General features: G+C 44.6%; 13 protein-coding genes, 1 tRNA gene and 2 pseudogenes. 15 read left to right on the top strand and 1 reads right to left on the bottom strand.

Annotated elements, in window-relative coordinates; all coding sequences use genetic code 11:
* Positions 1–477: 477 nt before the first annotated feature.
* The 8 genes from ldpA (at position 478) to cheB (ending at position 14,839) form a co-directional block, all read left to right on the top strand.
* The gene (gene ldpA / locus QUB08_RS13725; protein WP_333225219.1) at positions 478–1,629 is read left to right on the top strand and encodes a circadian clock protein LdpA; all 1,152 of its coding nucleotides are present in this window, start codon (positions 478–480) and stop codon (positions 1,627–1,629) included.
* Positions 1,630–1,767: 138 nt separating this feature from the next.
* Positions 1,768–3,543 carry a R3H domain-containing nucleic acid-binding protein gene (locus QUB08_RS13720; RefSeq protein ID WP_333225218.1) on the top strand — a complete coding sequence of 592 codons (1,776 nt, stop codon included), beginning with the start codon at positions 1,768–1,770 and terminating at the stop codon, positions 3,541–3,543.
* Between the two features lie 389 nt (positions 3,544–3,932).
* Complete coding sequence (locus tag QUB08_RS13715; protein ID WP_333225217.1) at positions 3,933–5,603, top strand: CheR family methyltransferase; 1,671 nt, start codon at positions 3,933–3,935, stop codon at positions 5,601–5,603.
* Between the two features lie 3 nt (positions 5,604–5,606).
* Entirely contained in the window at positions 5,607–6,737 is a 1,131-nt protein-coding gene (locus tag QUB08_RS13710; RefSeq protein WP_333225216.1) for a chemotaxis protein CheW, read from the top strand.
* 442 nt (positions 6,738–7,179) lie between these two features.
* Positions 7,180–8,601, top strand: coding sequence for a methyl-accepting chemotaxis protein (locus QUB08_RS13705; protein ID WP_333225215.1), 1,422 nt, complete (start codon positions 7,180–7,182; stop codon positions 8,599–8,601).
* 606 nt (positions 8,602–9,207) lie between these two features.
* Complete coding sequence (locus tag QUB08_RS13700; protein ID WP_333225214.1) at positions 9,208–10,848, top strand: methyl-accepting chemotaxis protein; 1,641 nt, start codon at positions 9,208–9,210, stop codon at positions 10,846–10,848.
* A gap of 119 nt (positions 10,849–10,967) precedes the next feature.
* Positions 10,968–13,460 carry a hybrid sensor histidine kinase/response regulator gene (locus tag QUB08_RS13695; protein WP_333225283.1) on the top strand — a complete coding sequence of 831 codons (2,493 nt, stop codon included), beginning with the start codon at positions 10,968–10,970 and terminating at the stop codon, positions 13,458–13,460.
* Between the two features lie 293 nt (positions 13,461–13,753).
* The gene (cheB, locus tag QUB08_RS13690; RefSeq protein ID WP_333225282.1) at positions 13,754–14,839 is read left to right on the top strand and encodes a chemotaxis-specific protein-glutamate methyltransferase CheB; all 1,086 of its coding nucleotides are present in this window, start codon (positions 13,754–13,756) and stop codon (positions 14,837–14,839) included.
* A 149-nt stretch (positions 14,840–14,988) separates the two neighbouring features.
* On the opposite strand, the gene QUB08_RS13685 is transcribed toward cheB, so the two are convergent.
* On the bottom strand, positions 14,989–15,375 hold the full coding sequence (locus tag QUB08_RS13685; RefSeq protein WP_015175702.1) for a response regulator: 387 nt from the start codon (positions 15,373–15,375) through the stop codon (positions 14,989–14,991).
* 737 nt (positions 15,376–16,112) lie between these two features.
* On the opposite strand from QUB08_RS13685, the gene QUB08_RS13680 reads away from it, so the two are divergent.
* The 7 genes and pseudogenes from QUB08_RS13680 to QUB08_RS13650 form a co-directional block, all read left to right on the top strand.
* Positions 16,113–18,920, top strand: coding sequence for a GAF domain-containing protein (locus QUB08_RS13680; protein ID WP_333225213.1), 2,808 nt, complete (start codon positions 16,113–16,115; stop codon positions 18,918–18,920).
* A gap of 101 nt (positions 18,921–19,021) precedes the next feature.
* A tRNA-Gln gene (locus QUB08_RS13675) sits at positions 19,022–19,093 on the top strand.
* A gap of 328 nt (positions 19,094–19,421) precedes the next feature.
* Positions 19,422–19,787, top strand: a complete 366-nt coding sequence (locus QUB08_RS13670) for a hypothetical protein (protein ID WP_333225212.1) — start codon at positions 19,422–19,424, stop codon at positions 19,785–19,787.
* Positions 19,788–20,180: 393 nt separating this feature from the next.
* On the top strand, positions 20,181–20,687 hold the full coding sequence (locus QUB08_RS13665) for an RNA-guided endonuclease InsQ/TnpB family protein (RefSeq protein ID WP_445300917.1): 507 nt from the start codon (positions 20,181–20,183) through the stop codon (positions 20,685–20,687).
* 481 nt (positions 20,688–21,168) lie between these two features.
* Positions 21,169–22,224 (top strand): annotated as a pseudogene (locus tag QUB08_RS13660) (IS630 family transposase).
* A 17-nt stretch (positions 22,225–22,241) separates the two neighbouring features.
* The gene (gene ltrA / locus QUB08_RS13655) at positions 22,242–23,981 is read left to right on the top strand and encodes a group II intron reverse transcriptase/maturase (protein WP_333225211.1); all 1,740 of its coding nucleotides are present in this window, start codon (positions 22,242–22,244) and stop codon (positions 23,979–23,981) included.
* 74 nt (positions 23,982–24,055) lie between these two features.
* Positions 24,056–25,279 (top strand): annotated as a pseudogene (locus QUB08_RS13650) (group II intron reverse transcriptase); the annotation flags it as partial.
* Between the last annotated feature and the right edge of the window lie 107 nt (positions 25,280–25,386).

Below are 25,386 nucleotides of genomic sequence, written 5' to 3'. Positions count from 1 at the left end.
GAAAATTCACTCTTTGTGGAACAGGCCGGACAGCCTGTTAAGCGAGAATGGTGCAAGATGTGAGTTGAATGGCAGATTAACGCAGATGAATGTAGCTTCAAGTCAGGGAGACTGTTCATCTGCGGTTCGTCGATGGGGTTCAATGCTCGATCGAACTTTATGGCAACTGCCACTGCACGACCACTTCAAAAAAAATCTCTAGCCTTCTTTTTCCTTGCCAAATCCACCCAACTATGATATGATAGAGAGTCGGTCTGTAACTCAAGCCGATCGCCCCATCTCCAAATCCCCCCTCAGCAGTCGCTCTCCAAAAAATCAAATTTAGGAAAAAAATTTAAGGCTGAACTCTACATATAGAGCCAATAGCACCAGAGCTACTGCTATCAGTAGCGTTTCCAGCTTGTATCAGCCTAAATTTTAAAATTAAGTAGAAATTTTCACATAGTAATTTTTAGCTCAAAGGATTAGCATATAAGGGTGACAGAACATTATCATCCCCTAAACTCATTAAAAGATGGCCATTGGTTCAAGCTGATCTGTGGGGCGAGCTTTCAACACCTGCCTGCTGTACGGAATCTCACCTTGGCTTACACCTTAGCAGGCGCTGACTGTATCGATGTCGCGGCAGATCCCGCCGCCGTCGCCGCAGCGAAAGAAGCCCTACAAGTGGCCAGCGACTTACAGGCAAGAACCCAAAACCGCAGGTTTGGCGGCAAAGGGTTGCCGTTGCTGATGGTGAGTTTAAACGATGGGGAAGACCCGCATTTTCGCAAAGCCGAATTCAACCCAGCCGATTGTCCGGCGGACTGCTGGCGGCCGTGCGAAAAAATATGTCCAGCCGAAGCAATAGTTTTTCAGAGTGCTGGCAGTGGTTTTTCCGGGGTGATAGACCAGCAATGCTATGGCTGCGGTCGCTGTCTGCCGATTTGTCCGAGCCAACTGATTTATACTCGTTCTTACGTGTCTGCTCCCGCCGCGATCGCACCTTTAATATTGCAATCAGGTGCGGATGCCCTAGAAATCCACACGCAAGTAGGCAGAGAGGCAGATTTTGCGCGACTTTGGTCGAGTATAGCTCCCTGGGTCGCTCAACTCAAGGTAATAGCAATTAGTTGCCCCGATGGAGACGGTTTGATTGATTATTTGCGGACACTCTATCAAATAATTTCCCCCCTTCCTTGTCCCCTAATTTGGCAAACGGACGGTAGACCAATGAGCGGAGATATCGGAACAGGAACTACTAGAGCCGCAGTCAAACTCGGTCAAAAAGTTTTGGCGGCCCAGTTGCCGGGATACGTGCAACTTGCAGGCGGCACTAATGCTCACACTGTCAGCAAGTTGAGAGCCGAGGGACTGATGAAGGATGGCGGGAAAAATTTGTCAGTTCCCCCTGTCCCATACATTGCAGGTGTAGCTTACGGTAGCTATGCCAGGGTTTTGCTATCGCCAATTTTAGAACAGTTAGAAACAATGCAGACCGATCGAGCCTATGCCGTTCCGGTGGCAGTCGCGCTGCCAGCAGCCGGAGTTCCAACATCTCGGCTACCTCAGCTCGAAGCCGTCCCAGAACTTCTCTCAGAGGCCGTGAGTTTAGCTTGTTCTCTAGTTTCCCAGATCAAAGAATTTTAGTCATTGGGAATTGGGAATTGGGAATTGGGAATTGGGAATTGGGAATTGGTACTAATGACTAATGACTAATGACTAATGACTAATGACTAATGACTAATGACTAAAAAGTTGAAAACGTCACCGAACACATCGAGGCGAATGCAGATTACAGACGACCTCAACAGATTATTAGACATCGTGCCAGATGAGATCCGGCAGCCCTTAGAGCAGCACCCGCAGCGCAACAATCTCATTGAGATTGTCATGGATTTGGGCCGCCAACCAGAAGCTCGTTTTCCATCCTTGGCCGAACCTCTTTCCCAAACGCCGGTTTCCAAGGCACACATCAACTATTGCATCGAGCGAGTCGGCCACTTCGGCGGCGACAACCGAGCCGGTATCGAGCAAACCCTGCACCGAATTAGCGCCCTTCGCAACCGCAGCGGCGAGATTATCGGCTTGACGTTGAGGGTGGGCCGCGCTGTGTTCGGGACGATCGGCATTATCCGCGATTTGGTGGAAACCGGTCAGTCAATTTTGATGCTCGGCCGCCCCGGGGTTGGCAAAACCACGGCCCTGCGCGAAATAGCCCGCGTGCTCGCCGATGACTTGGAAAAACGGGTGGTAATCATCGACACCTCCAACGAAATTGCCGGAGATGGAGATATTCCCCACCCAGCGATCGGCAGAGCTCGCAGAATGCAAGTTTCCCGCCCCGAGCTGCAGCACCAAGTCATGATCGAAGCAGTGGAAAACCATATGCCGGAAGTGATCGTGATTGATGAAATCGGCACGGAGCTCGAAGCTTTGGCGGCTCGGACGATCGCCGAAAGGGGCGTGCAGTTGGTCGGTACCGCCCACGGGAATCGGCTCGAAAACTTGATGAAAAACCCGACTCTGGCAGATTTAATTGGGGGCATCCAAGCGGTGACGCTGGGAGATGACGAAGCAAGGCGGCGCGGTTCTCAAAAGACGGTTTTGGAGCGCAAATCACCGCCAACTTTTGAAATAGCCGTCGAAATGCTGGAACGCCAGCGCTGGGTAATACACGAGCGAGTTGCAGATTCGATCGACACTCTGCTGCGGGGACGCGAACCCAACCAGCAAATCAGAAGTGTCAGCGAGACGGGAGAAGTAATTATCGAGCGCGACTCAGCCGCTCCCCCCGCCCGGTTTCCGGGGATGCCAGCTTCCGGTGGCCCGGCTGCGGTATCGGCAATCCGGCCCGTCACACCGATCTCTGGGTGGCGGAGTGCTGGCAAAATGGTGCCGATGCCCGCTCCAGGCGAGAAATTTGCTGCTGCTACTAACAGCGCGCCGGTTGCTGAAACTCGGTATTTCGAGCAACTGCTCGAAGAATCGCTGTCCCTGGAACCAGTACCCCAGCAGCGCGGACGTTATTCCCAAAACGTCGGCCCTAACGGCGAAGATTTGCCCCTCCACGTTTATCCTTACGGCATACCTCGCCACCAGCTCGAACAGGTGATTTCGACGCTGAACCTGCCGGTGCTGCTGACGAAGGATATTGAGAGTGCTGACGTGGTTTTGGCTTTGCGATCGAACGTTCGGAACCAGTCGAAATTGAGGCACTTGGCCAAAACTCGCCAAGTTCCCCTGCACACAATTAAGGCCGCCACTATTCCCCACGTAGCGAGAGCTTTGCGGCGCCTGTTGGACATGGATGACCCAGCTACCCCGGAAGTGGCAGACCTCGCCTTATTCGCCCGCAGCGGTTCTTCTGACGAGCTCGAAGCTCTCGAAGAAACGCGCTTAGCAGTCGAGCAAATTGTCATTCCGAAGGGACAGCCGGTGGAACTCCTGCCCCGTTCTCCCAACGTCCGCAAAATGCAGCACGAACTTGTGGAACACTATCACCTGAAATCCCACAGTTTTGGGGAAGAACCTAATCGCCGCCTGCGGATATATCCAGCTTAAATTGGGAGATTAGTGCCTTTGAAGGCAGAAGGTGGAAGGCAGAAGGGATAATTTTTTCCTGGGTTCTGTCTTTGACCTTTTGCCTTTTTCCTTTAAGTAGCTGGCAAGTTTCTGATATGATGTGGTGTGACAGTGTTCTTTTTCAGGCGAGCGGCTAAATTCTCAATTTCTAATTTCCAATTCCCCAATTTCCCATTACCAATACTTCGACTACACGAGCTTACAAGTACCCCAATTCCCAATAGTTCAGCTACGCACTTCCCTTCAGCTCCCTTCGGCTTTACGAACGGACGAGCTGCTGGCTAGCAACTATGCTCAGCACAAACTCAGCACCAGATCACTAAAAGTTGCCACTTCCCAAATTATTAAATTAATCTACCTGAGTTGACATGAATGATTCCATAGTTCAGCTATTTATCAACTTAATTACTACGGAGATTGGGGTGCGAATTAGGTCCCAAGATCGATCGGGTTTGTCTCATAAAGTCCTGACTCGGATGAGAGCCAAAAAAATTGCAGAACCCGAAAAATATTATAAACTTTTAACCGCCCAAACTTGGGAAAGTAAAAATGAATGGGCAGAATTAGTATTGCTATTAACAACAATTGAAAGTTATTTTATGCGAGATAAAGGACAGTTTGCTCTGTTAAAAAGAGTAATTTTTCCTGAATTGATAGAGCAGAAAAGAAACTTGCACAAGACCTTGGGAATGCAGCCGACACTGCGAATTTGGAGTGCGGGCTGCTCCACAGGTGAAGAACCTTATTCTTTAGCTATTGTTTTAAAACAGTTGATTCCCGATTGGGAGCAATGGAAAATATTAATTTTAGGTACAGATATCAATGAAAAAGTAATCAAAAAAGCGCCCCAGGGAGTTTACAGTCATTGGTCGTTTCGCTTGGTTGAACCGGAGATACAAAAGCAGTATTTTCATCAGAGGCAAAATGATTGGGAAATTAATCTAGAATTGCGCGAAAGTGTCAACTTTAGCTGTTTAAATTTAATCACAGATGACTTTCCTAATATTTACCAAAATCTTTATAACATAGACTTAATTTTGTGTAGAAACGTTTTTGTGTATTTTGAACATAAGTATATTTCACTGGTACTGAAAAAATTTTCCAAGACCCTGAGACCGGGAGGATATTTAATGACCGGTCACGCTGAAGTTTACGGTCAAATTATGAACGAGTTTCAGCCTAAGATTTTCCCGGAGTCGGTGGTGTATCAGCGTCGGGATGCAGTACAGGAGGAAGGCTGTCAAATAGAGTCTAGGGTTGCGACGGTAGGGGAAGCCAACTCGGTATTTCGGGAATTCCCCAAAGCAGATACTATGGGCGATGATAGTGGTGAGTTGCTAACAGGGCAAACAATGCCACCTAGTTTTACTACTAACAGCAATTTTTCCGAGATTCCGCCCGTATTAAACATAAGTAATCCGCTGGGGAAGATGCTGCCCTCTCCCTATCTGGAGGACGGCTTGAGGAACAATGCGGTGTCAGTTACACAAAAAATAATAGCAGAAACTACTCCAAATAAAACGCCTCAAATGCTAATTTTAGAGGCTAAACAATTATTTAAAAATCAAGATTATGCTGAGGCTATCAACAAGGCACAAGAGGCAATAGACTTGCAGGGGCCTAATTTTGATGCTTATTTTTTAATCGCTCAAGTTCAGGCAAATTCCGGCAATTATTCTCAGGCAATAGAATACTGTAATAGAGCTAGGAAAGTAGAGCCTGGATCAGTATATACTGATTATTTACAAGCTCAAATTGCTGAAGAACAGGGGCAATTGGAAACTGCAAAAAATTTATTAAAGAGGACTATTTATATGTGTCCATCTTTTGTTTCAGCTTATATAGAACTAGGGAATATATACAATAAAGAAGGTCAAGTAAAAAGAGCTCTTAAAATGTACAATTCATCTTGTGAAATCCTGAAAGCACTACCGCCCAACACTCCCATAGCTTCACAGGGTAAAATGACAGCTAGTCAAGTGCTGATGAATGTAAAAAAAAAATTGTTAAACTTATACAGTAAAGAAACTGTACACTAAAATATGGAAACTAAACCGTATCTTATCTTTGAACAGAACGGTTTTCTCTGCGGTATAGAAGCCTGCTACGTTCGGGAAATTTTCTTTCTGCCGGAGTTGACAGCAATTGCAGAAGCACCTCAAGATATTGTTGGGGCGATCGACCTTCGGGGCGAAATTCTGCCCGTGATGGATCTGAATCTTCGTTTTGGATACGTTTGGCAAGAGTATTCTGTGACAGATAGTACGATCGTCATAGAGTGGCAAGAATCGAAACTCGGTATAATTGTCAATCAAGTTCGCGAAGTTAAGGAACTCTCAGAAGATGCCATCACTCTGCAGCTATCTTACGGACGAGAGAATTCAGAAGCCTCTCATCATTTTGTAGCTGGACTGGCCCGCTGCGAAGACGATATTATCATGCTGCTGAATCTCGATCACTTAATTCGATATTCTCCCGAAAAGTCAGAGGAAAGCTGGCCTGTTTCTCCAAGCAATGCAGGTAATGAAGAAAGAGGAGGTGAGGCAGACAGGGAAAATTTACAGTGGCAAATAAATGCAAAATTGTTAGGCGCAAATCCTAAAATTTTGAGCAAGAGTCAAGTTTTTTGTCCACAGGCTACGCCGGAAGAAAAGGAAATTTTTAAATCGCGGGCTAATAATTTGAGGCGGCGAGGCGAGGAGGAAAATGATGCTGCAATTAATATGTCTTTGGCAGTGTTTGCTTTGAATGGCGAATACTTTGGTATTCATTTGGATCTAGTCCGCGAATTTACTGACATTGGTCAAGTAACTCCGGTTCCTTGCACTCCAGATCGCATAGTGGGAAATATAAATTTGCGGGGAGAAATTGTGACGCTAATTGATATTCGCAGTGCTTTAAATATGTCTTTCAATATGTCGGAGGCTGCCAATTATCTCTCTAAGGCGATCGTTGTTGAAGTGGCGGATTTGGTCGCTGGTATAGTTGTTGACGAAATATTAGATATTATATACTTAAATGTGTCGGAAATTGCTGCTGTTCCGGCAGCGCTGCATTCTGCCAACCGCGAATATCTACGGGGGACAGCTATTTACGGGGAAAAAATGATGGCTATTCTGAACTTGCAAAAACTGCTGACAAAAGGAGGAGTAGTTGTTGATGAAGAGGTTTGAATCCAGTAAAGGACTTACGCAAAGCAGATGTGTCATGAGTCAAGTGAAGCATCTGGCTTGATAGTTCATTTCCTTCGCAATCGCAATCCAACGCAGAGATCAGGACTGATAAGGATTGGGACTCAGCATGAGAGAATTATCTTGAAATGCGTCCAGGACTAAAGAAGTTAGTTATACCACAATACGGTTGAGTTAAGCTCGATCCCTCCTAGCCCTCCTTCTCAAGGGAGGGACAAGAACTTACTCAAAGTCTCCGTAACGATGCGGGGGATGCGAGGGGGATCTCTGAGGAACACATAGTTTTAACCAAACCGTATTGAGTTATACTAAATGCGCTTTTCAAGCGAGATTTGACTAAGCAATCTAATGCGTGTATGCACGTGCTTAAATTAAGGAGAAAAATATGTTTTCTAAGTTAATCAAATTAAATATTAGAAATAGAATGCTGCTTGCATATGTAGCACCAGCAACTATATACTTGGGTTTTCCTCTGCTAGTTTATACAACTACTAATCAGGTATTGAATAATTTTCAAGAAGTAGAAAGAATCGAAAATGTTATCAGATACGCAAATGATATGTCCACAGGTGCTGAACAAATGGTACGGGGAATGCGGGGGTATTTCATTAATAAAAATCCGAACTTTTTACAAGATTTTCAGAGCGGGAGAGAATTAGCTCTTCAGTCGGGTAAGAGTGCGGATTTGAAAATCGAAAATCCTGAACAGAGAAGTCGTTTAGACAGGATGTTAGATCTCTGCCAAGAATATTATGATGGTTCTAACCAAATAGTTGTTTTAGTACAACAAAATAAGAGAGCCGAAGCATTGGCTATATTTAACACAGGAAAACAGACAAAATTTGTGGAAGAATTTGTGACCCTAAATAAGCAATTTCGCGACATAGAAGTAAAAGCCATTAATCAAGCTACAGAAAGAACGAAGCAATCTTTAGTTTTCTTGCTCTCGGCATTGGTATTTGGTTCTGTGTTTTTATTGGTGTTAGGTGCGGTTATAGCTTGGCTGATTTCGTCAGGCATTGCCCAAACTATCGATCGCGCAATTAGCTCGATCGCCGCTTCTTCCACTGAGATTGCAGCCACCGTGGAAGAACAGGAACGCATGGCAAGTCAGCAAGCAGCTTCAGTAAATCAAACTACTACTACAATGGACGAATTGGGAGCCTCTTCCAGGGCAACATCACAGCAGATAGAAACAGCAGTGGTTCAAGCAATGCAAGCTTTGAATTTAGCTGGAGGTGGCACAAAAGCTGTAGAACAAACTTTAGAAGCAATGGCAACTCTAAAAACTAAAGTTCAGGATATCCAAGGACAAATTATAGAGTTGAGCGAACAAACAGATCACATTGGTAATATCTCAACTGTAGTTAGCGATTTGGCCAATCAAACTAATATGTTAGCACTCAATGCTGCTGTTGAGGCAGTGCGGGCGGGAGAACACGGCAAGGGTTTTGGCGTGGTGGCGTCAGAAATTCGCAAACTTGCCGATCGCAGTAAAAAGTCAGGAGCGCAAATTAATCTATTAGTTGCTGATATTCAAAAGGCGATTAACTCAACAGTAATGGTGACAGACGAAGGGACTAAAACAGTGGAATCGGGCGTGAATATTGCCTCAGAAACCGCAGCGGCATTTGCAGGAGTTGCCAATGCCATTAACAATGTGGTTTTGAGCTCTCAGCAAATTTCGCTGAACGCCAAACAGCAATCGATCGCGATCGAACAGGTAGTGCAAGCTATGAACTCTCTCAATCAAGCCGCAGCCCAAACCGCTTGCGGTATCAGTCAAACTAAAGTAGGTACTCAAAAATTGAATGAAGCAGCCTTAGATTTGAAGGCAGTTTTGTAGGAGAGCAATGAATTATGAGGAGTTCCCAAAAAAGGCGAAATATATCCTTAAAAATTAAATCAATTGCTTTGGCGATCGGCATCGCTACAATTCCAGCCATACTAACGGGAGTAATAACTTATTTCTGGGCAAATCCCAAGCTAATCTCAAATCAGCAGTGTAGTTAGTTGTGATTTGTGAGTTATTATTTGGGAGTTGGTATTTTTTATTTACTACCAATTCCCAATTTCCTATACTTCGGCTAAGCGAGGGTACAATTTCCCAATTCCCTATACTTAGACTATGCGAGCTTACAATTTCCCAATTCCCTATACTTAGACTATGCGAGCTTACAATTTCCCAGTAACCACTTCCCCGTAACCAATGATGAACAAATTTTTCCAGAAAATGCAGAACCGACTGCTCCTCCTCCTAATTTTAAGTACATTGATTCCAGTATCTATTGTTGGTTGGTATGGAATTTCTTCTTCAACAGAAGCACTACAAAATTTAGCATTAATAACCCTTAGTGACAGTGTTAATTCTACCGCTAATCAAATGATTAACAAATTTGAAAATCTGAGAGCAGATATTTTGTTTCTCCGAAAAACTCCCCCAGTTCAGGGAATGATTAGAGCTCGAGAAGGAAATGGAGTAGACAAACAAACGAATTCAACTTATAAAGATTGGGTTTATCGAATGCAACTCACATTTTTATCCATGATGGAAGCTAAGCCATATTATATGCAATTGCGTTACATAGATAATAGCGGTAAGGAGATCGTGCGCGTAGATTCTGACGGCACAAATATCAAAGTTATTCCAGATTCTCAACTACAAAATAAAGCAGACACAGATTACTTCTCGGCAACTATGAAGCTAAAACCAGGAGAAGTCTACGTGTCTTCCTTAAATCTGAATAAGGAAAGGGGGAAAATAGAAATTCCTTACAAGCCAACAATTCGCTACGCAACTCCAATTTTTAATCCCAAAGGAGAAAGACAAGGCTTTGTCATTACTAATGCTTTGGCTAGCACTCTGATCAATATGGTTGAAAATTTCAATCCTGAAATATCAGACCAATCTTTTATCTTAAATCAAGATGGGTATTATCTGGCTCATCCCAATCCTAACAAAGCATGGGGATTTGAACTCAAAACTAAGGAAAATGTCAAAAATGATTATTCAGGAGACATTGTTGCTAAAATACTCTCAGGTGGTCAGGGAAATATTGATGAGAGGGATCTAGTGATTAGCTATAATACAGTTTTTCCGAGCAAAGAAACTACAAATAAATTTTTAGTAATTGTGGATACTTCCCCAAAAAAGTTGCTCTTTTATTCTATTGATTCTCTTCAAAAAATAGCTGCGGTAATTACTATTGTTTCCCTGGCTGTGGTGCTGGGATTTGGATGGTTTTTTTTGCAAAAAATTGTGGCTTTGATTCGGGGGCTGATTTACCAAATATCATCATTTTCACTGCAAATAGAATCTAATATGAACAGGCAAGACGAAATAGCAAATAGGCAATTTGTATCGGTTAATCAAACAACTATAACTCTAGAAAATTTGGCCAGATCTTCTCAGCAAACAGCCGAGCAAGCTGAGTCTGTTGCCGTTGCCGCTCGCCAAGCTTTAAATCTAGCCGAAGAAGGTACTAAAAAGGTAGATCAAACTCTCAATCAAATGCTGAATCTTAGAGAAGCTGTGGTGGCAATTTCTAAGCAAAATCATCGACTCGACGACAGCACGAGTCAGATTGGCAATATATCGACTCTCGCAAGTTTGGTTAGCGATTTAGCCAGCCAAACTAATATGCTGGCTCTCAACGCCGCTGTTGAAGCAGTCAGAGCCGGCGAGTACGGTAAAGGTTTTGGGGTGGTAGCCAGCGAAATTCGTAAGTTAGCCGATGAAAGCCAACAAGCAGCACAAAAAATTAATGGTATTATTCCAGAAATTAAGGGCGCGATCGACTCAACGTTGAAAGCAACTGAAGATAGTCGCAAAACGGTTGCAGAAGGGGTGAAAACAGCACAAGATACGGCAGAAGCTTTTACGGGTGTGAGGGAAGCTTGCAATCTGGTGTTTGCTAGCAACCAGCAAATTTCATTTAATGTTAAACACCAGGCGATCGCAATTCAGCAAGTAGGTGATGCCATGAGTTCTATGAAGGAATCTGCGTCTCAAACAGTCAGCGGCATTAATCAAGTTAAAATCGGTACTCAACAACTCACAGAAGCTGCCTTTAATCTTAAAGAAGTCGTGTAGTCATTAGTCATTAGTCATTAGTCATTAGTCATTAGCTATCGACTGAGTATTCAACTGAATTATCATTACCAATTACCCATGAGCCATGCTCGCTTACCTATTACTCAACAACATATATGATGATTGAAGATCAAGAACTTCGAGATGTATTTAAAGTCGCTAGTCAAGAACACTTACAGAAACTCGATGACGGATTGCTGTACTTAGAACAACATCCAGACGACTTAGCTAAGTTAGAACAATTGTTGCGGGAAACCCATTCTCTTAAAGGTGATGCTGGGATGCTGGGAGTAAAAAATATAGCATCTTTAGCTCATCAAATGGAGCATATTTTGGGAGGTGTCAAGCGGGGAGAAACTCCACTAAATTCAGATATTAGCGATCGACTTTCGCAAGGTTTAGAGGCCATGCGAAAACTCGTTAACGAAGCCGTTACCGGCGAAGATTCCGGCGTTAATACTTTTTACATCCTTGCTAGCATGATGGGTGCTTCTAGTCAGTTACAGCCACAGGCTGCCGCCTCAATAGTAGATACCTCATCTTCACAAATACCAGAACAACCGTTGGTAGAAGCGCAATTTACTGAGCCTTCTACCAAAGAACTAGAAACAATTGTTGAAACTTCTGAAGTCCTTAACTCAGAGAAAAATTTATCTTTTTTACCCCTACAATCCAAGCCAGAATTTCTACTGCAAGCTCAAAACTTGCCTGCACCTTCTGGGCCCGCCACTGAGTCGGCTTCGCAGTCGGCAGTTAGTGCATCATCAACCTCATATTACCGCATTGAAACCATTCGCGTTGCTACTCAAAATTTAGACGATTTAATGACTCAAGCTGGGGAACTTACTGTCACAAAAACTCGGTTAGGACACCGAGTTGCAGAGCTCGAACAAATTACAACTTTGTGGGAAGAGTGGAGCCGAGAATATTTTGTAACGAGCTTGACTGTTGATCGGATGCAAATAGATGAAAACGGTATTAAAGCCAACGGTAAATTTAGCCAATTGCAGGATTACTATCAACGTACAGAAGAACGTTTAGAACGTCTAGGAACTTTAGTAAACCGCTTGAGAAATCGAGTTTATGAAGATACTGCCAGACTCGAATTAATCGCTGAGGCATTAGAATCAGGAATTCGAACTCTGAGACTGCTGCCTTTGTCTACTATTTTTAATTTATTTCCTCGAACTGTACGAGACTTAGCGAAACGGGAAGGCAAAGAAGTTGCATTAGTGATTGAAGGAGGCGAAACTACAGCAGATAAACGCATTTTAGAGGAAATGAAAGACCCTTTAATGCACATGATTAGAAATGCGATCGACCACGGTATTGAAACTGTTGAGGAGCGGAAAAAACTAGGTAAACCTCCCGTGGCTACTCTCCGAATCAAAGGCTATAATATTGCCAGCAATATTATTATTGAAGTTGCTGATGATGGCCGGGGACTAAATCTAGAGAGCATTAAACAAACGGCTATAAAACGTAATATTTGTACGCTTGAACAACTGGCAGAAATGACCGAAACTCAAGTACAATATTTGATTTTTACTCCGGGCTTTTCGACCAAAAAATTTGTTACCGAAGTATCGGGGCGCGGGGTGGGGTTAGATGTAGTTCGCACTAATGTTGAAGCCCTAAAAGGTAGTATTCAAGTAGAGTCTTTACCGGGAAAAGGATGCACTTTGAGGCTGCAAATAAGCACATCCTTAGCTACAGCAAATGTATTAATTGTCGTAGTTGAAGACATTCCTTATGCTCTGCCAGTCGAGTTTGTAGACACAGCACAACAGGTGTCTCAGTCTGAGATATTTGCTATAGAAGGCAAGGAAACTATACTTTCAAAGGGTCAGCCTCTGTCAGTTGCTCATCTGACAGATTTACTAGAATTAAACAATAGACAAGGGTGGCACAAAACTCGGTCTTTGAGACAGGAAACCGGGAGCGAAATTCTGATAATAAATCAAAAATACTTACAAAATTCAACTTCAAAAATGCCTTGTATTGTTTTGAAAGTAGGGGAGGAAAGATTGGGATTATTTGTAGATGCTTTGATAGATGAACAGGATGTGGTGATGAAACCTCAAAGTCAATTGCTGAAACGGGTGCGAAATGTTTCGGGTGCCACAATTCTCGCTACGGGAGAAGTTTGTATGGTACTCAATCCCCACGATTTGATAAAATCGGTACGCCAGCAAGTTTCGTCTCGTGGGGTTGGGATTGCGCGATCGCAACTTGAGACTGCCAGCCGAAAACAAGTTATACTATTAGCAGAAGACTCGATCGCCACGCGCACTCAAGAAAAGCGCATCCTGGAAGGTGCGGGTTACGAAGTTGTGACTGCGGTAGACGGATTGGATGCTTTCCATAAATTGAAAACTCGCGATTTTGATGCTGTGATTTCTGACATACAAATGCCAAATTTAGACGGTTTGGCCCTGACTATTAAGATTCGGGAGCAAAAAGAATACAGTGAGTTGCCGATAATTTTAGTGACATCTTTGGCATCGGATGAAGATAAAAAAAGAGGGGCTGATGCGGGGGCAAATGCTTATATTCCTAAAGGTACTTTCAATCAAGATGTGCTGGTAGAGACACTAAAAAGGTTAGTTTAGTCATTAGTCATTACTCCTTGGTTATTAGGCATTTGTTATTTACTACCAATTAGCAAGGCCCAATGCCCAGTGCCCCGTGCACAATTACCAGTGCATCGATGCCCAATGCCCAATACTTTGACTACGCGGTTACTGAGCGACTCGTGCTGAGCTTAGCCACTCGCCCTGCGCGGTTTGCCCGCTCAGCTTCGCCAAAGGGAGTAAGTCGAAGGGCAGTACAAGTGCCCTATTCCCCATTCCCCATTCCCGATTTTCCATTCCCCATTTCCCATTCCCCATTTCCCAGCAAACTGATGTTATCGCCCATTAAACTATTGTTAGTTGAAGATTCTCCAGTAGTTACGCTCGTCCTCAAACGAATTTTTGAGTCCTCGCCAGAAATCCAAGTTGTAGGAACCGCTTGCAACGGATTAGAAGGACTAGAATTAATCCCCAAACTTCAGCCCCAAGTAATCTGTACGGATTTGAACATGGCACCAATGAACGGGTTAGAATTTACCGAAGAAGTAATGAAGAAATATCCGCTACCAATTTTAGTAATTAGTGCTTCAGTGCAAGCGAATGATACTCAGAATGTATTTCAAGTGTTAAATGCTGGTGCATTAGATGTTTTTCCGAAACCGATTGGCGGGTTGGTATCTGATTATGCTCGCCTAGCCAGTCAATTAATAGCTAAAGTAAAAATCCTCTCAGGAGTTAAAGTATTTACACGGCATCAAAAAAAGATGCCAACAGAAGATAATAATCAAATTGTAAAAATCAACCAAGCACCAGTTCCTAATTACAAATTCTCCAAGGAAAATGTTAAAACTCCAACTATTAAAGTATTGGCTATAGGGGCTTCGACAGGGGGGCCACAAGCACTGTACGCGATTATTTCTAAACTTCCGGCTAGTTTTCCAGTGCCTATAATTTGTGTCCAGCACATCAGTGAAGGTTTTTTGCAAGGATTAGTTGATTGGCTGGGTTATGAATCGAAACTGCCTGTTAAGATAGCTTCTTTTGGGGAATTGCCACAAGCAGGGACTGTTTATTTCCCGCCAGAAAAACGTCATTTAGAATTAGACTCTCAAGGGCGATTTGTTTATTCAGAAGCGGCTCATGCTGCGGGACACTGCCCTTCTGTAACGGTGACATTTAAGTCGGTAGCTAATTTTTATAGTCGGGCAGCAGCGGGGGTTTTGCTGACAGGAATGGGTAGAGATGGTGCTGACGGAATGTTGGCTATCGCCAGACAAGGGGGGTTGACAATCGCCCAAGACGAAGCTAGCTGCATTGTCTTCGGAATGCCCAAGGAGGCGATCGCCCTCGGTGCCGCCCAATATGTTCTACCTGTCAGTGCGATCGCTCCCCTACTCCTGGCAAAATTAAAAATTTAGGACTTACCTCGCAAATAGTGCAGAATACCCCGCCCCCCGACTTGTTAAAGAAGTCGAGGATAAGAGAGCGCGATCGCAACTTTTTAGTTCATTAATTACTCAAATTACTTAATTAATTACTCAAAACTGATTTTTTTTCCTAACTCCGATTATTTGATTTTGATAAACTTACCAATTACCTCGCGCAACTTATCAGCATCAAACGGCTTAGTTAAATACTCTGTTGCTCCCGCCAAACGCCCCTGTACCTTATCAAATGCTCCATCTCGCGCTGTCAGCATTACGATCGGCAAATTCTGAAACTGAGGCAAGCTCCGCACCGTGCGGCAGAGTTCCAATCCGTCAATACCAGGCATCGAAACATCCAGCAACAAAACCGAAATTTGTTCGTGATAAATCGTTGACAAAGCATCCACTGCATTGTCGGTAACGAGAACTCGAAACTCTTTGCTTAAGGCCTGTTTAACAAGTCCTTGCATCACGACGCTATCATCAACTGCCAAAATAGTTGGTACTTGACTGCTACTTGCAGACATATTCTTCTCCCTGTTTATTTATAGTTCTTGAAAATACAAAACATACTTCCTGCAGTTATTTTTTTAGAGTTGCCTCTACGCAATTGTCAACCCCGTTGGAGCGTTAGTTGAAACTTTACCCCTGTTTTTTTACGTCAAACTCGAAAAAAGGGATTGGGAGAGTGGTCGATCGGCAATTACAACAGTTGCAAAATGTGCATTCGGGCCCAGAAACCCTATACGGTCGAGTTTGACCAACTCTTGTTACAAAGTTTAACATCTTAGCAATCTTTTGTAGTTTATCTCCTAACTGTAGTTGAACTCCCGGCTAAGGCACAGCTCGGTAAAGGACACTGGTATTGTGCCACAAACCCATGATTTAAATCTACCAGCAAGTCAGCTACCCACGATTAGACAAGTCTGTTAAAATACAATTAAACTGATAAAAAAATTCTAGGTAAGCAATCGTCATATATTTGGGAAAGGTGCTTCCTGCCAACAGAGGCTCTTAGATTTAGAGAGCCGGAGGTATTCAAAAGCATAGTCAACTGGAAGTATAATTTATATAGTCTTAGATCTGGGGTGCTCTAACTCCCATAACCCAAAAGTTTCCAGATCAGTCAAGAGGTTAGTCTGAATTCGGCGCAAGCAGCCTGCGCCGAATTTGCGCCCACAGTCTCACATCACACAATTCATAGCTTGTTTTTCTCGAAAGTATTGAGAAGGGCGGTTGCCAGCAACTAGACGGGCAGTTACACATGATGAAAGCACCCTTGCCTCTTGGTAAAAAAGTGTTCAAGCTCCATAACATTGACTTGTATCAGCTTCTGGGATCTGCTCCAGAGGCTTGCTTGGACAATTTGGTCGGTTTGGCAGCTCAGATCGGCCGAACTCCTATTGCTTTCTTGAGCTTGATTGACGGTAATCGCCACTGGTTGAAGTCGCAGTTAGGTATCGATCAAACTTTGACCCACCGTTACCTGAATTTTTGCGCTCGCGCCCTGGAGCCAACTCCCGAAGATTTCGCCCAGAGTTCAAACTCAAACTCGGAATTTGACCGGGTAATTTCCCTGCAACAACCGCCAGTTGCTCCCGAATTTGCGATCGAACTCCCTATAAATTCCTTTAAAGAACAGCCTGCGGCCATTGTTCGAGACGCTTCCACAGATGTGAGATTTGGCGAGCATCCGCTGATCGTTTTCTACCCCTTCGTGAAATTTTACGCCGGAATCCCAGTTGTTAGCTCAGATGGGCAGGTGCTGGGAGTGCTATGCGTCATGGACTCGGTGCCGCGAGACTTGACCAAAGAAACGATAGAAGCTCTGCAAGCTTTGAGTCGGCAAGTTGCGAGTTTGGTGGAGCTACGCTGGCAATTAGTCAAAGCCCAGAAACAGTTGCCAGAGGTAGAAGATATCACCTCGGACAGCCCGCAAATCTTGGAGTTAGTTCCTGGCTCGACCCGATCGAGCTTGTGTGCGGTACATACGCCACAGAGTAGCAGGACAATATACGGAACAAAAAAGCTCCCGACGCTGGGGGAAACAGGCAAATCTCAATATGGGTGGGAAGCTTCAGCGGGCATCGGGCGCGCGGACGATACCCAACAAATCCGAGAAATCGTTGCCGGCCCCGGCGACACCTCCGATCGCCAACTAACGGCAGCGTCCCTACAAGAGCGATCGCGCTTGGGAACCCTGCAAGCTCAAGTCGGTGCAGCCCTCGGACAAGGCGGGAAAATATCGGTCATCCTCAACCGCTGCACCGAGGCAATGGTAGAGTACCTCGACGCCACAGGGGCGAGCATCTGGACTTTCAGCCAGCAGACAGAGCGGTTAGAATTGCAGGCCAATTCAGGACTTAGCAGCCAAGAGTGGGCACGGGAAATAGAAGATTGGGTGCGAACAGAAGCGGGAAAACTCCAAACTGCTCCTGTGTGCCTACTGTCGAACCCGTCTCTGTGCACCATTGCCTATCCGCTGATTGTGGAGGAGCGGTTGGTGGGAGTGATGGCTCTGTGCAGTAGCGCTTTGGCAAGCGAGGGAGCGCTAGAAGTTCTGGGTTGCATGGCGATCGCCATCGCCGTGGCGATCGATCGCGTCACTGCCCGAGAAGAATTGTTGAGCCGCCGGGAAGGCCTGATCTTCGGCCTCGCCAGCCAGATGCGGAATTCCCTCGACCTCGACAAAATTTTAGATACGGCTGTCAACGAAATTCGCAGCTTGTTGCAGGTTGACCAGTGCTACTTTTTGTGGTATTCCATCTCGCGAGACGGGCAGCCAAGCTTTGCAATCACCCACGAAGCGGCAAATCCCGAACTGAAAGACCGGCTTACAGAATACCCGATCGAACAAGTAACCCTGCTGGCCCAGAAAATTTGCCACCGCCAAACGCTCCGGATCGGCGACGCTGCAACAGCACTCTGCATAGAATCGCCCACGCGAGCTTTTTTGAGCAGTATCGGGATTGTTTCTAACCTGCTGCTGCCGCTCAAGACTCGCTCTGGTCAAATGGGTGCTGTAGTTTGCAACCATTACAGCAGCCACCGTTCGTGGACGACGAGCGAAGTGGAATTGCTGCAAGCGGTGGTGGATCAACTGGCGATCGCGATCGACCAAGCCGAACTCTACGCCCAAACCCGGGCGGCAGCCTTAGCCGCTCAAACTCAAGCTCGTCAACTGACGGAAACTTTGCAGCAGTTGCAGCAGAAAGAAGCTCAGCTCATCCAAAACGAAAAAATGTCCTCTCTCGGTCAAATGGTCGCCGGCGTCGCCCACGAAATTAACAATCCGGTTAATTTTATTTACGGCAACTTGACTTATTGCAAGCAGTACATGAAAAATCTGCTGGATTTACTGCACTTGTATCAAAAGCATTACCCCGATCCTTGCCCTGAAATTCTCGACAAAAGCGAAGAAATCGATGTTGATTTCATAGTGCCGGATTTGCTGAAAATTCTGTCTTCAATAGAGATGGGAACTGAACGCATCCGCCAAATTGTCCTGTCTCTGCGGAACTTCGCGCGCCACGACGAAGCCGAGATGAAGCTGGTGGACATTCACGAAGGGATTGACAGCACGCTGCTGATTTTGCAGAGTCGCTTGAAGTCCAATGGGCTAATACCGGGAATTGAGGTAATTAAAGACTACGGCAACTTGCCGAAGGTAGAGTGCTATCCCGGACAGCTCAACCAAGTATTTATGAATATTTTGGCGAATGCGATCGACTCTTTGGAAAATCAGCCTCCACCCAAAACGATCAAAATCTCGACGGCGGTGGTGAACCCAGACTCGGAGTATGATCAGTCAGGAAAGTCGAGCGGTCAAGTTGTGGTGATTCGGATTCAAGACAGCGGGCCCGGATTGGCCGAAAAAGCTAAATGCCACTTGTTTGACCCTTTCTTTACCACTAAACCTGTGGGCAAGGGTACGGGACTCGGCTTGTCTATCAGCTACCAGATTGTGGTGGAAAAACACGGAGGAAGCTTGAACTGTATCTCGAAACCGGGACAGGGAGCGGATTTCAGGATTGAAATCCCGGTAGCTCGCCCCCGTGCGATCAAAGCATAAACCTGCGGGCGATCGGTTCCAAAAACATTTTTTAAATTTTATTGTCAAAATGCTTGACAGATTCCCGTGGCTGGGTGTTACTATATTAAATGTTGAGACGTTGGGGCGTCGCCAAGTGGTAAGGCAGCTGGTTTTGGTCCAGCCATTCAGAGGTTCGAATCCTTTCGCCCCAGTTAAATTGTGTCCGGTCAATCAATTGTTGAACTGATTGTTTAGAGTTAGCGCTTGGCAGACGAGAGACAAACAACTTCATTACTACTCACATCTTGCACCATTCTCAGGAACGGGCTCTCCGGCCCGTTCCACAAAGACTAGATTTTCTTGTGGAACAGGCCGGAAAGCCTGTTCCTAAAAGACTAATTGAGAAGGGTGCAAGATATAAGTTACCAAAAAATTGGGTCTAAAGCCCCGTCCTTATAGGACGGCTTTAATTCATCAAACTATGAAGAATTGTTGAGTATACGAATTTGTAATTAAAAGTTTTTGTAAAAGTGGTATCATATGAGAGTTTTAGAGTTTAAATTAAAAGGCAAAGCGGAGCAGTATCGGGTCATCGACGAGATGATCAGAACGGCTCAATTTGTCCGAAACAAGACTCTAAAATACTGGACAGAAAATCAAGGAGTTAAGCTGGTAGACTTATACAAACAATGCGCCATCATGGCAAAAGAGTTTGAATGGGCAGGCAAGCTTAACTCAATGGCACGTAAGGCTTTGGCGGAACGTGCCATTTTTGCTATCCAACGTTTCTTTGCTAATTGCCAAGCCAAGAAACCAGGAAAAAAGGGATATCCACAGTTCAAGAAATATACTCGATCGGTCGAATACAAGACCTCGGGTTGGGAACTTTCTCCCGACAAAAGATAGTTGACATTTAAAGACGGTTTTGCCGCTGGAAAGTTCAAGTTACTCGGTAGCCGGGACTTGCATTTCTATGCGCCCGCTGAGATTAAGCGAGTCATGGTTGTACGTTGTGCCGATGGATACTACGCCCAATTCTGTATCAATATGGAGCGAAAAGAGGAGGCTGTTTCTAATGGCAAAGCTATTGGAATAGACGTTGGACTAAACCACTTTTATACTGATAAGCTGTTACGCATTTAAATTGGAAATTCCGGACAGGCTAGAAGCCCGTCCCACAAGAGTTGTATTGATTTTTGACAGACAGTTTAAATGTAGAACAGCTTAGCGATGGCGAAACAGTTGCCAACCCTCGATATCTCCGAAAGAGTGAAAAAGCTTTGAAAAGATTGCAGAAACGTGTTTCAAGGGAAGAAGAAAGGTTCGGGCAATCGGAAAAAAGCAATCAATAAGTTGGGAAGAAAACACCTGAAAGTAACGAGGCAGCGTCAAGACTTCGCCATAAAAACGGCGCCCGGCGCGGTAAAGTCTAACGATTTTGTAGCCTACGAAGAGCTTCAGGTCAAAAATATGGTGAAAAACCATAAGCTTGCTAAATCAATTAGCGATGCAGCATGGTCACAATTTGCTCAGTGGTTGGAGTATGTTGGAAAAGTGTACGGCAAAACAATATGTGCTGTAGCCCCTCAATACACATCGCAAGAGTGTTCAAATTGCAGCAGTCTAGTCAAGAAAACCCTGTCAACTCGAACCCATATTTGTGATTGCGGGACGGTACTAGATCGCGATCATAATGCCGCGCTGAATATTTGGGCAAAAGGCTTGAAACAGGTAGGAATCAATTTAAATACGGTGGGACACACCGAAATTAACGCTTGCGGACAGACCGTGCGAATCGTTGGCTAGAAACCAGTCCTATAAAGGATTAGGGGGATTAGCCGCCAGGAATAGAACCTTGACAACTGAATGACCATGTAGGTGAGAATCAGTACCCTAGAACACTCAAATCCTACCCCGCAGGTGCAGCGGTGAAAGCATCTCCCCTACGGTAGCGACTAGCCATCAATCCGTAAAGCGGGGAGAAAAGGTGTTATTACTGACAGCCTAAATCGGTAAGCATCGAGCAAAATACCCATGAGTAAAAGCAACTGCTTGAAGATACGCCTGAATCGTCGTGACTCAAAACCAGCGAAATAAGGCTTTTTGCGCTGGAGCCAAAAGGCAAAGGATAAGGAATTGGCAAATGATCTGTTGACCAATCAGCACTTCCTATAAACCCGGCGAACAGTATCACTCTAAAGGTACATAGTAAGTAGGTCGGCGAAAAAAAACAAAACTATGTTAAGATACATAAAGAAAGGTATAGCTTTAGTGAGGTAATTAATATATGGGCGCTCGATTAAGAGTATTTCTGACTCAAAAGCAAGACAAAACCCTATTTAATCTGAGAACGGCGCTCATTACCACAAAAAGTCAAAGATCGAGCAGAAGTAATCAGGTTAAACGCAAATGGCTGGTATGTTGAGAAAATAGCTACTCACTTTAACTGGGCTTCACAAACAGTGAGAGCAGTCTTACATAAATGGGAAGAATTTGGTAGAGAAAGCCTTTGGGAAAAACCAGGTCGAGGGGTAAAAGCCAAATGGAAAGAAGAAGATATAGAGTTTTTAGAAGAATGCTTAAAAAAAGAACCACGTACATATAACAGTTTTCAATTAGCTGATAAATTAGAAAAAGAGCGCTCTGTTAAATTAAGTCCCGACCGACTAAGACGGGTACTAAAAAAAAAGGAATCATTTGGAAAAGAGCTAGTCCAAGTCATAAAGGAAAACAAGACCCCAAACAACGAGAAATAAAGCAATCCGATCTAGATATGCTGGAATTAGCAGCGGCCGCCGGAGAAATCGACTTAAAATATTTAGATGAATCAGGATTTTGTGCGTGGAGTAAACCAAGTTATACATATTACAAAAAAGGTCAACAAAAACGGATACAGCAAACTAAAAATCGAGGTCGTAGATTAAGTATTGTTGGGCTTTTTGAACCTTTAAGTAGCTTTGTATATGGTTTGGTAATTGGAGGTGTTGATCGAAAAGCTTATATTCAGATGATGGAGAAAGAAGCAGAAGAAGTGGCCCAAATGAAACGGATGAGAATTATTGTACAAGACAACGGTCCAATACACCGATGTCAGGAGGTTAAACAGTTGTGGTCAAAGTGGGAAGCTCAGGGTTTATATATTTTTTTCTTGCCTAAATATTGTTCCGAAATGAACCCAATTGAATTGGAGTGGCAACACATTAAAGAAGATGAATTAGCCGGACAAATGTTTGAGGATGAATTAGAACTCGCCTACGCCGTAATTCATGGAGTAGAAGTTAGAGGAAAAAGAGGAGATTACCCTACACAACGTATTAAATTCAAGTCCAGTCACCCGACTTAATATTTTGTTACATACTTATGGATTTTCCCGCCGACCTACTTAGAGTCAGAAATGACATCGGAACGAAGGGACAACTTCAAAGCTGGACTGACATAGATTGGAAGCTAGCTTTGAAGCGCGTCAGAAACCTAAGACAGCGGATTTATCGTGCCGCTCAGAAAAATCAGTGGAACATGGTTCGTAGCCTTATGAAACTGATGTTACGCAGTTACTCCAACCTGCTGCTTTCAGTGCGACGAGTAACCCAAGAAAATCAAGGTAAGCAGACGGCTGGAATAGACGGTCAGACAGCTTTAACCAACGATGAACGGGTGAAACTGGTCACACAGATGAAGGAACATTCTTTATGGAAAGTTCGCCCAACTAAAAGGGTATATATTCCCAAAGCAAACGGGAAAAGAAGACCATTAGGAATTCCAACTATCAAAGACCGCGTAGCACAAGCGATTGTCAAAAATGCACTCGAGCCTCGCTTTGAACCTCACTTTGAGGCACACAGTTACGGCTTTAGACCTGGTAGAAGCACACACGATGCCATCGCCCAATGCTTTTGCCGAATGGGTGGAGGCAGTGACACTTGGATTCTAGATGCCGATATCAAAGGAGCATTTGACAACATCAGCCATGAATACATCCTCAGCACAATTGGGAATACCCCAAGCAGAGAAATCGTCAAACAATGGCTGAAGGCAGGGTATATAGAAGCCGAGATGTTCCACAAAACAGAAAGCGGTACACCACAAGGAGGGATAATCAGCCCTCTGCTAGCCAATATTGCCTTAAACGGTATAGAGGCACTACTGAGCCAGTTTTACAAGGTCAACACCTACACCCTGAAAAGCGGGAAACAAGCTGGCAACAAGAAAAAGAAGAAGGATGCAACCTACGGATTCATCCGATATGCAGACGACTTCATCATCACCGCCAAATCTAGAGAGGACATTGAGGCAATAATTCCCACTCTTCAGGAATGGCTTAAAGAAAGAGGATTAGAACTGAGTCAGGAGAAAACCAACATCTCTCATGTAGAAGAAGGATTCAATTTCCTGGGGTTCAATATCCGCCAGTTCAAAGGCAAATGCCTGATAAAGCCTCAGAAAGAAAAAGTCAAAATCTTCCTGAAGAACATCCGTAAATGGCTTAAGGAACACAAACAGGCTTCACCAGAGGCAGTCATAGAATACCTTAACCCAGTATTAAGAGGATGGGGAAACTACTACAGGCACGGGGTCAGCAAACAAGTGTTTAGCTACGTTGACCACCAAATCAGGAAACTTCTCTGGAAATGGTCACTGAGGCGACACCCGAATAAAAGTAAGAAATGGGTAGCCAGAAAATACTTCAAAACCCTCCAAGGGCGAAAATGGGTATTTTCTGCAACAGTCAATGACTTGCGTGGAAATAAAGAGATAGCCCTTTTCCGCCTATCTAGTATTCCAATTGAACGTCACGTTAAAGTCAAAGGCACCGCTTCCCCCGATGACCCCGAACTCACCAAATATTGGCAAGACCGCATGACCCGATACGGTAAAACCTATTGGGAAAAAGGTACGAAGCTCTACAAAGTAGCGACTAATCAAAACTGGTCTTGTCCGATATGCGGTGACCACCTGCTCAACGGAGAAAAACTGCACACCCACCACATCGTACAAAGGAAGAATGGCGGAACGGATAATGAGGAAAACCTTATACACCTCCATCAAGCCTGTCATAGGCACGTCCATTCAAAGGGTGATACTGAGAGGTTGAAGGCATGAGCCGGATGATGGGAAACTGTCAAGTCCGGTTCTTGGGGGAGGAGGACACGGCGACGTGTGCCTCCTTACCCGCCATCGACCAGGAAGCACTGCTCAGAAAATTAAATACATTCCCCACCATACGCCGACAAATTCGAGCCTGGTTAAAAGCGGGAGTGATGGACGGTAAGCAGTTGTTTCCAACATCTGAGGGTACACCGCAGGGTGGGGTCATTTCCCCATTGTTAGCAAATATCGCCCTCCACGGGATGGAAAAACGAATCAAACAGTATGCAGATACTCTGCCTACCAAAAGAGGAAAAAACAGACTTGCCAATTTCAGAAGTCTCAATCTGATTCGTTACGCCGACGATTTCGTGATTCTCCACGAAGATATAGCCGTTGTCCAAAGATGCAAGGAAATAATTTCCGAATGGTTAGAAGGCATGGGTTTGGAATTAAAACCTAGCAAAACGAGGCTTACCCATACCCTTAAACGGTATGAGCAAGAAGAACCAGGATTTGATTTCCTAGGTTTCACGATACGACAATTCCCTGTAGGAAAGTATCACTCGAAACAAGGTTTTAAGACAATCATCACCCCAAGTAAGCAGAAGCAAAAGGTACACTACGACCAAATCGCTAGTGTCATTGAAGCCCATAAGGCAGCACCGCAAGCGGCGCTAATTAGCCATTTAAACCCAATTATCCGGGGATGGGCTAACTACTATGCGACTGTAGTAAGTAAGGTGGTTTACTCAGATATTGATAACCTCGTGTACCAAAAGTTAAGAGCTTGGGCAAAACACCGCCACCTCAACAAGAATGGGGAATGGGTATCAAAAAGATATTGGCACCCAATAAACGGTGATAACTGGGTATTCGCAACCAAGAAAGAAGGGTTAAACCCTCTTCGGTTACTGAATCATGCCGACACTCCAATAGTGCGTCATGTGAAAGTTAAAGGCGAATTGTCTCCATACGACGGCAACCTGGTTTACTGGAGTACAAGAATGGGTAATAACCCAGAAATGCCAAATAGGGTAGCTAAACTCCTGAAAAAGCAAAAAGGGAAGTGTATCCACTGTGGCTTGTTTTTCCGTGAAAACGATGTGATGGAAATTGACCACAGAATCCCTAAATCGCAAGGTGGAAAGGATTCTTACGATAATTGGCAACTCCTTCACAGACATTGCCACGAGACAAAGACAGCTATCGATGGCAGTCTCGGCAACCAATCTGGCTGCAATAGTGCCAAGCCTAAGCCCACCAGAAGACTTGAAAAAGTTGATGATAAATGGGCAATGAGGTATGCGTAACAAGCACCAAAACATTGAGGAGCCGTGTGAGGTGAAGCGCGACGTGCAAAGTCGCATTTGATGAGTAGAGAGCCGTCTCTCTCTGGGGTACTTCTCCTCAGTCCTCG

Source organism: Microcoleus sp. BR0-C5 (genome assembly GCF_036705045.1).
Lineage (GTDB): Bacteria > Cyanobacteriota > Cyanobacteriia > Cyanobacteriales > Microcoleaceae > Microcoleus.
This window is presented reverse-complemented; position numbering and strand designations above follow the sequence as displayed.

Coding starts and splice junctions, on each gene's coding strand:
- QUB08_RS13685 (WP_015175702.1), bottom strand. CDS start 15,375: ATGTCTGCAAGTAGCAGTCAAGTACCAACTATTTTGGCAGTTGATGAT.
- QUB08_RS13705 (WP_333225215.1), top strand. CDS start 7,180: ATGCTGCTTGCATATGTAGCACCAGCAACTATATACTTGGGTTTTCCT.
- QUB08_RS13710 (WP_333225216.1), top strand. CDS start 5,607: ATGGAAACTAAACCGTATCTTATCTTTGAACAGAACGGTTTTCTCTGC.
- cheB (WP_333225282.1), top strand. CDS start 13,754: ATGTTATCGCCCATTAAACTATTGTTAGTTGAAGATTCTCCAGTAGTT.
- QUB08_RS13670 (WP_333225212.1), top strand. CDS start 19,422: ATGAGAGTTTTAGAGTTTAAATTAAAAGGCAAAGCGGAGCAGTATCGG.
- QUB08_RS13700 (WP_333225214.1), top strand. CDS start 9,208: ATGATTAGAGCTCGAGAAGGAAATGGAGTAGACAAACAAACGAATTCA.
- QUB08_RS13680 (WP_333225213.1), top strand. CDS start 16,113: ATGATGAAAGCACCCTTGCCTCTTGGTAAAAAAGTGTTCAAGCTCCAT.
- QUB08_RS13695 (WP_333225283.1), top strand. CDS start 10,968: ATGATTGAAGATCAAGAACTTCGAGATGTATTTAAAGTCGCTAGTCAA.
- QUB08_RS13715 (WP_333225217.1), top strand. CDS start 3,933: ATGAATGATTCCATAGTTCAGCTATTTATCAACTTAATTACTACGGAG.
- QUB08_RS13720 (WP_333225218.1), top strand. CDS start 1,768: ATGCAGATTACAGACGACCTCAACAGATTATTAGACATCGTGCCAGAT.
- ltrA (WP_333225211.1), top strand. CDS start 22,242: ATGGATTTTCCCGCCGACCTACTTAGAGTCAGAAATGACATCGGAACG.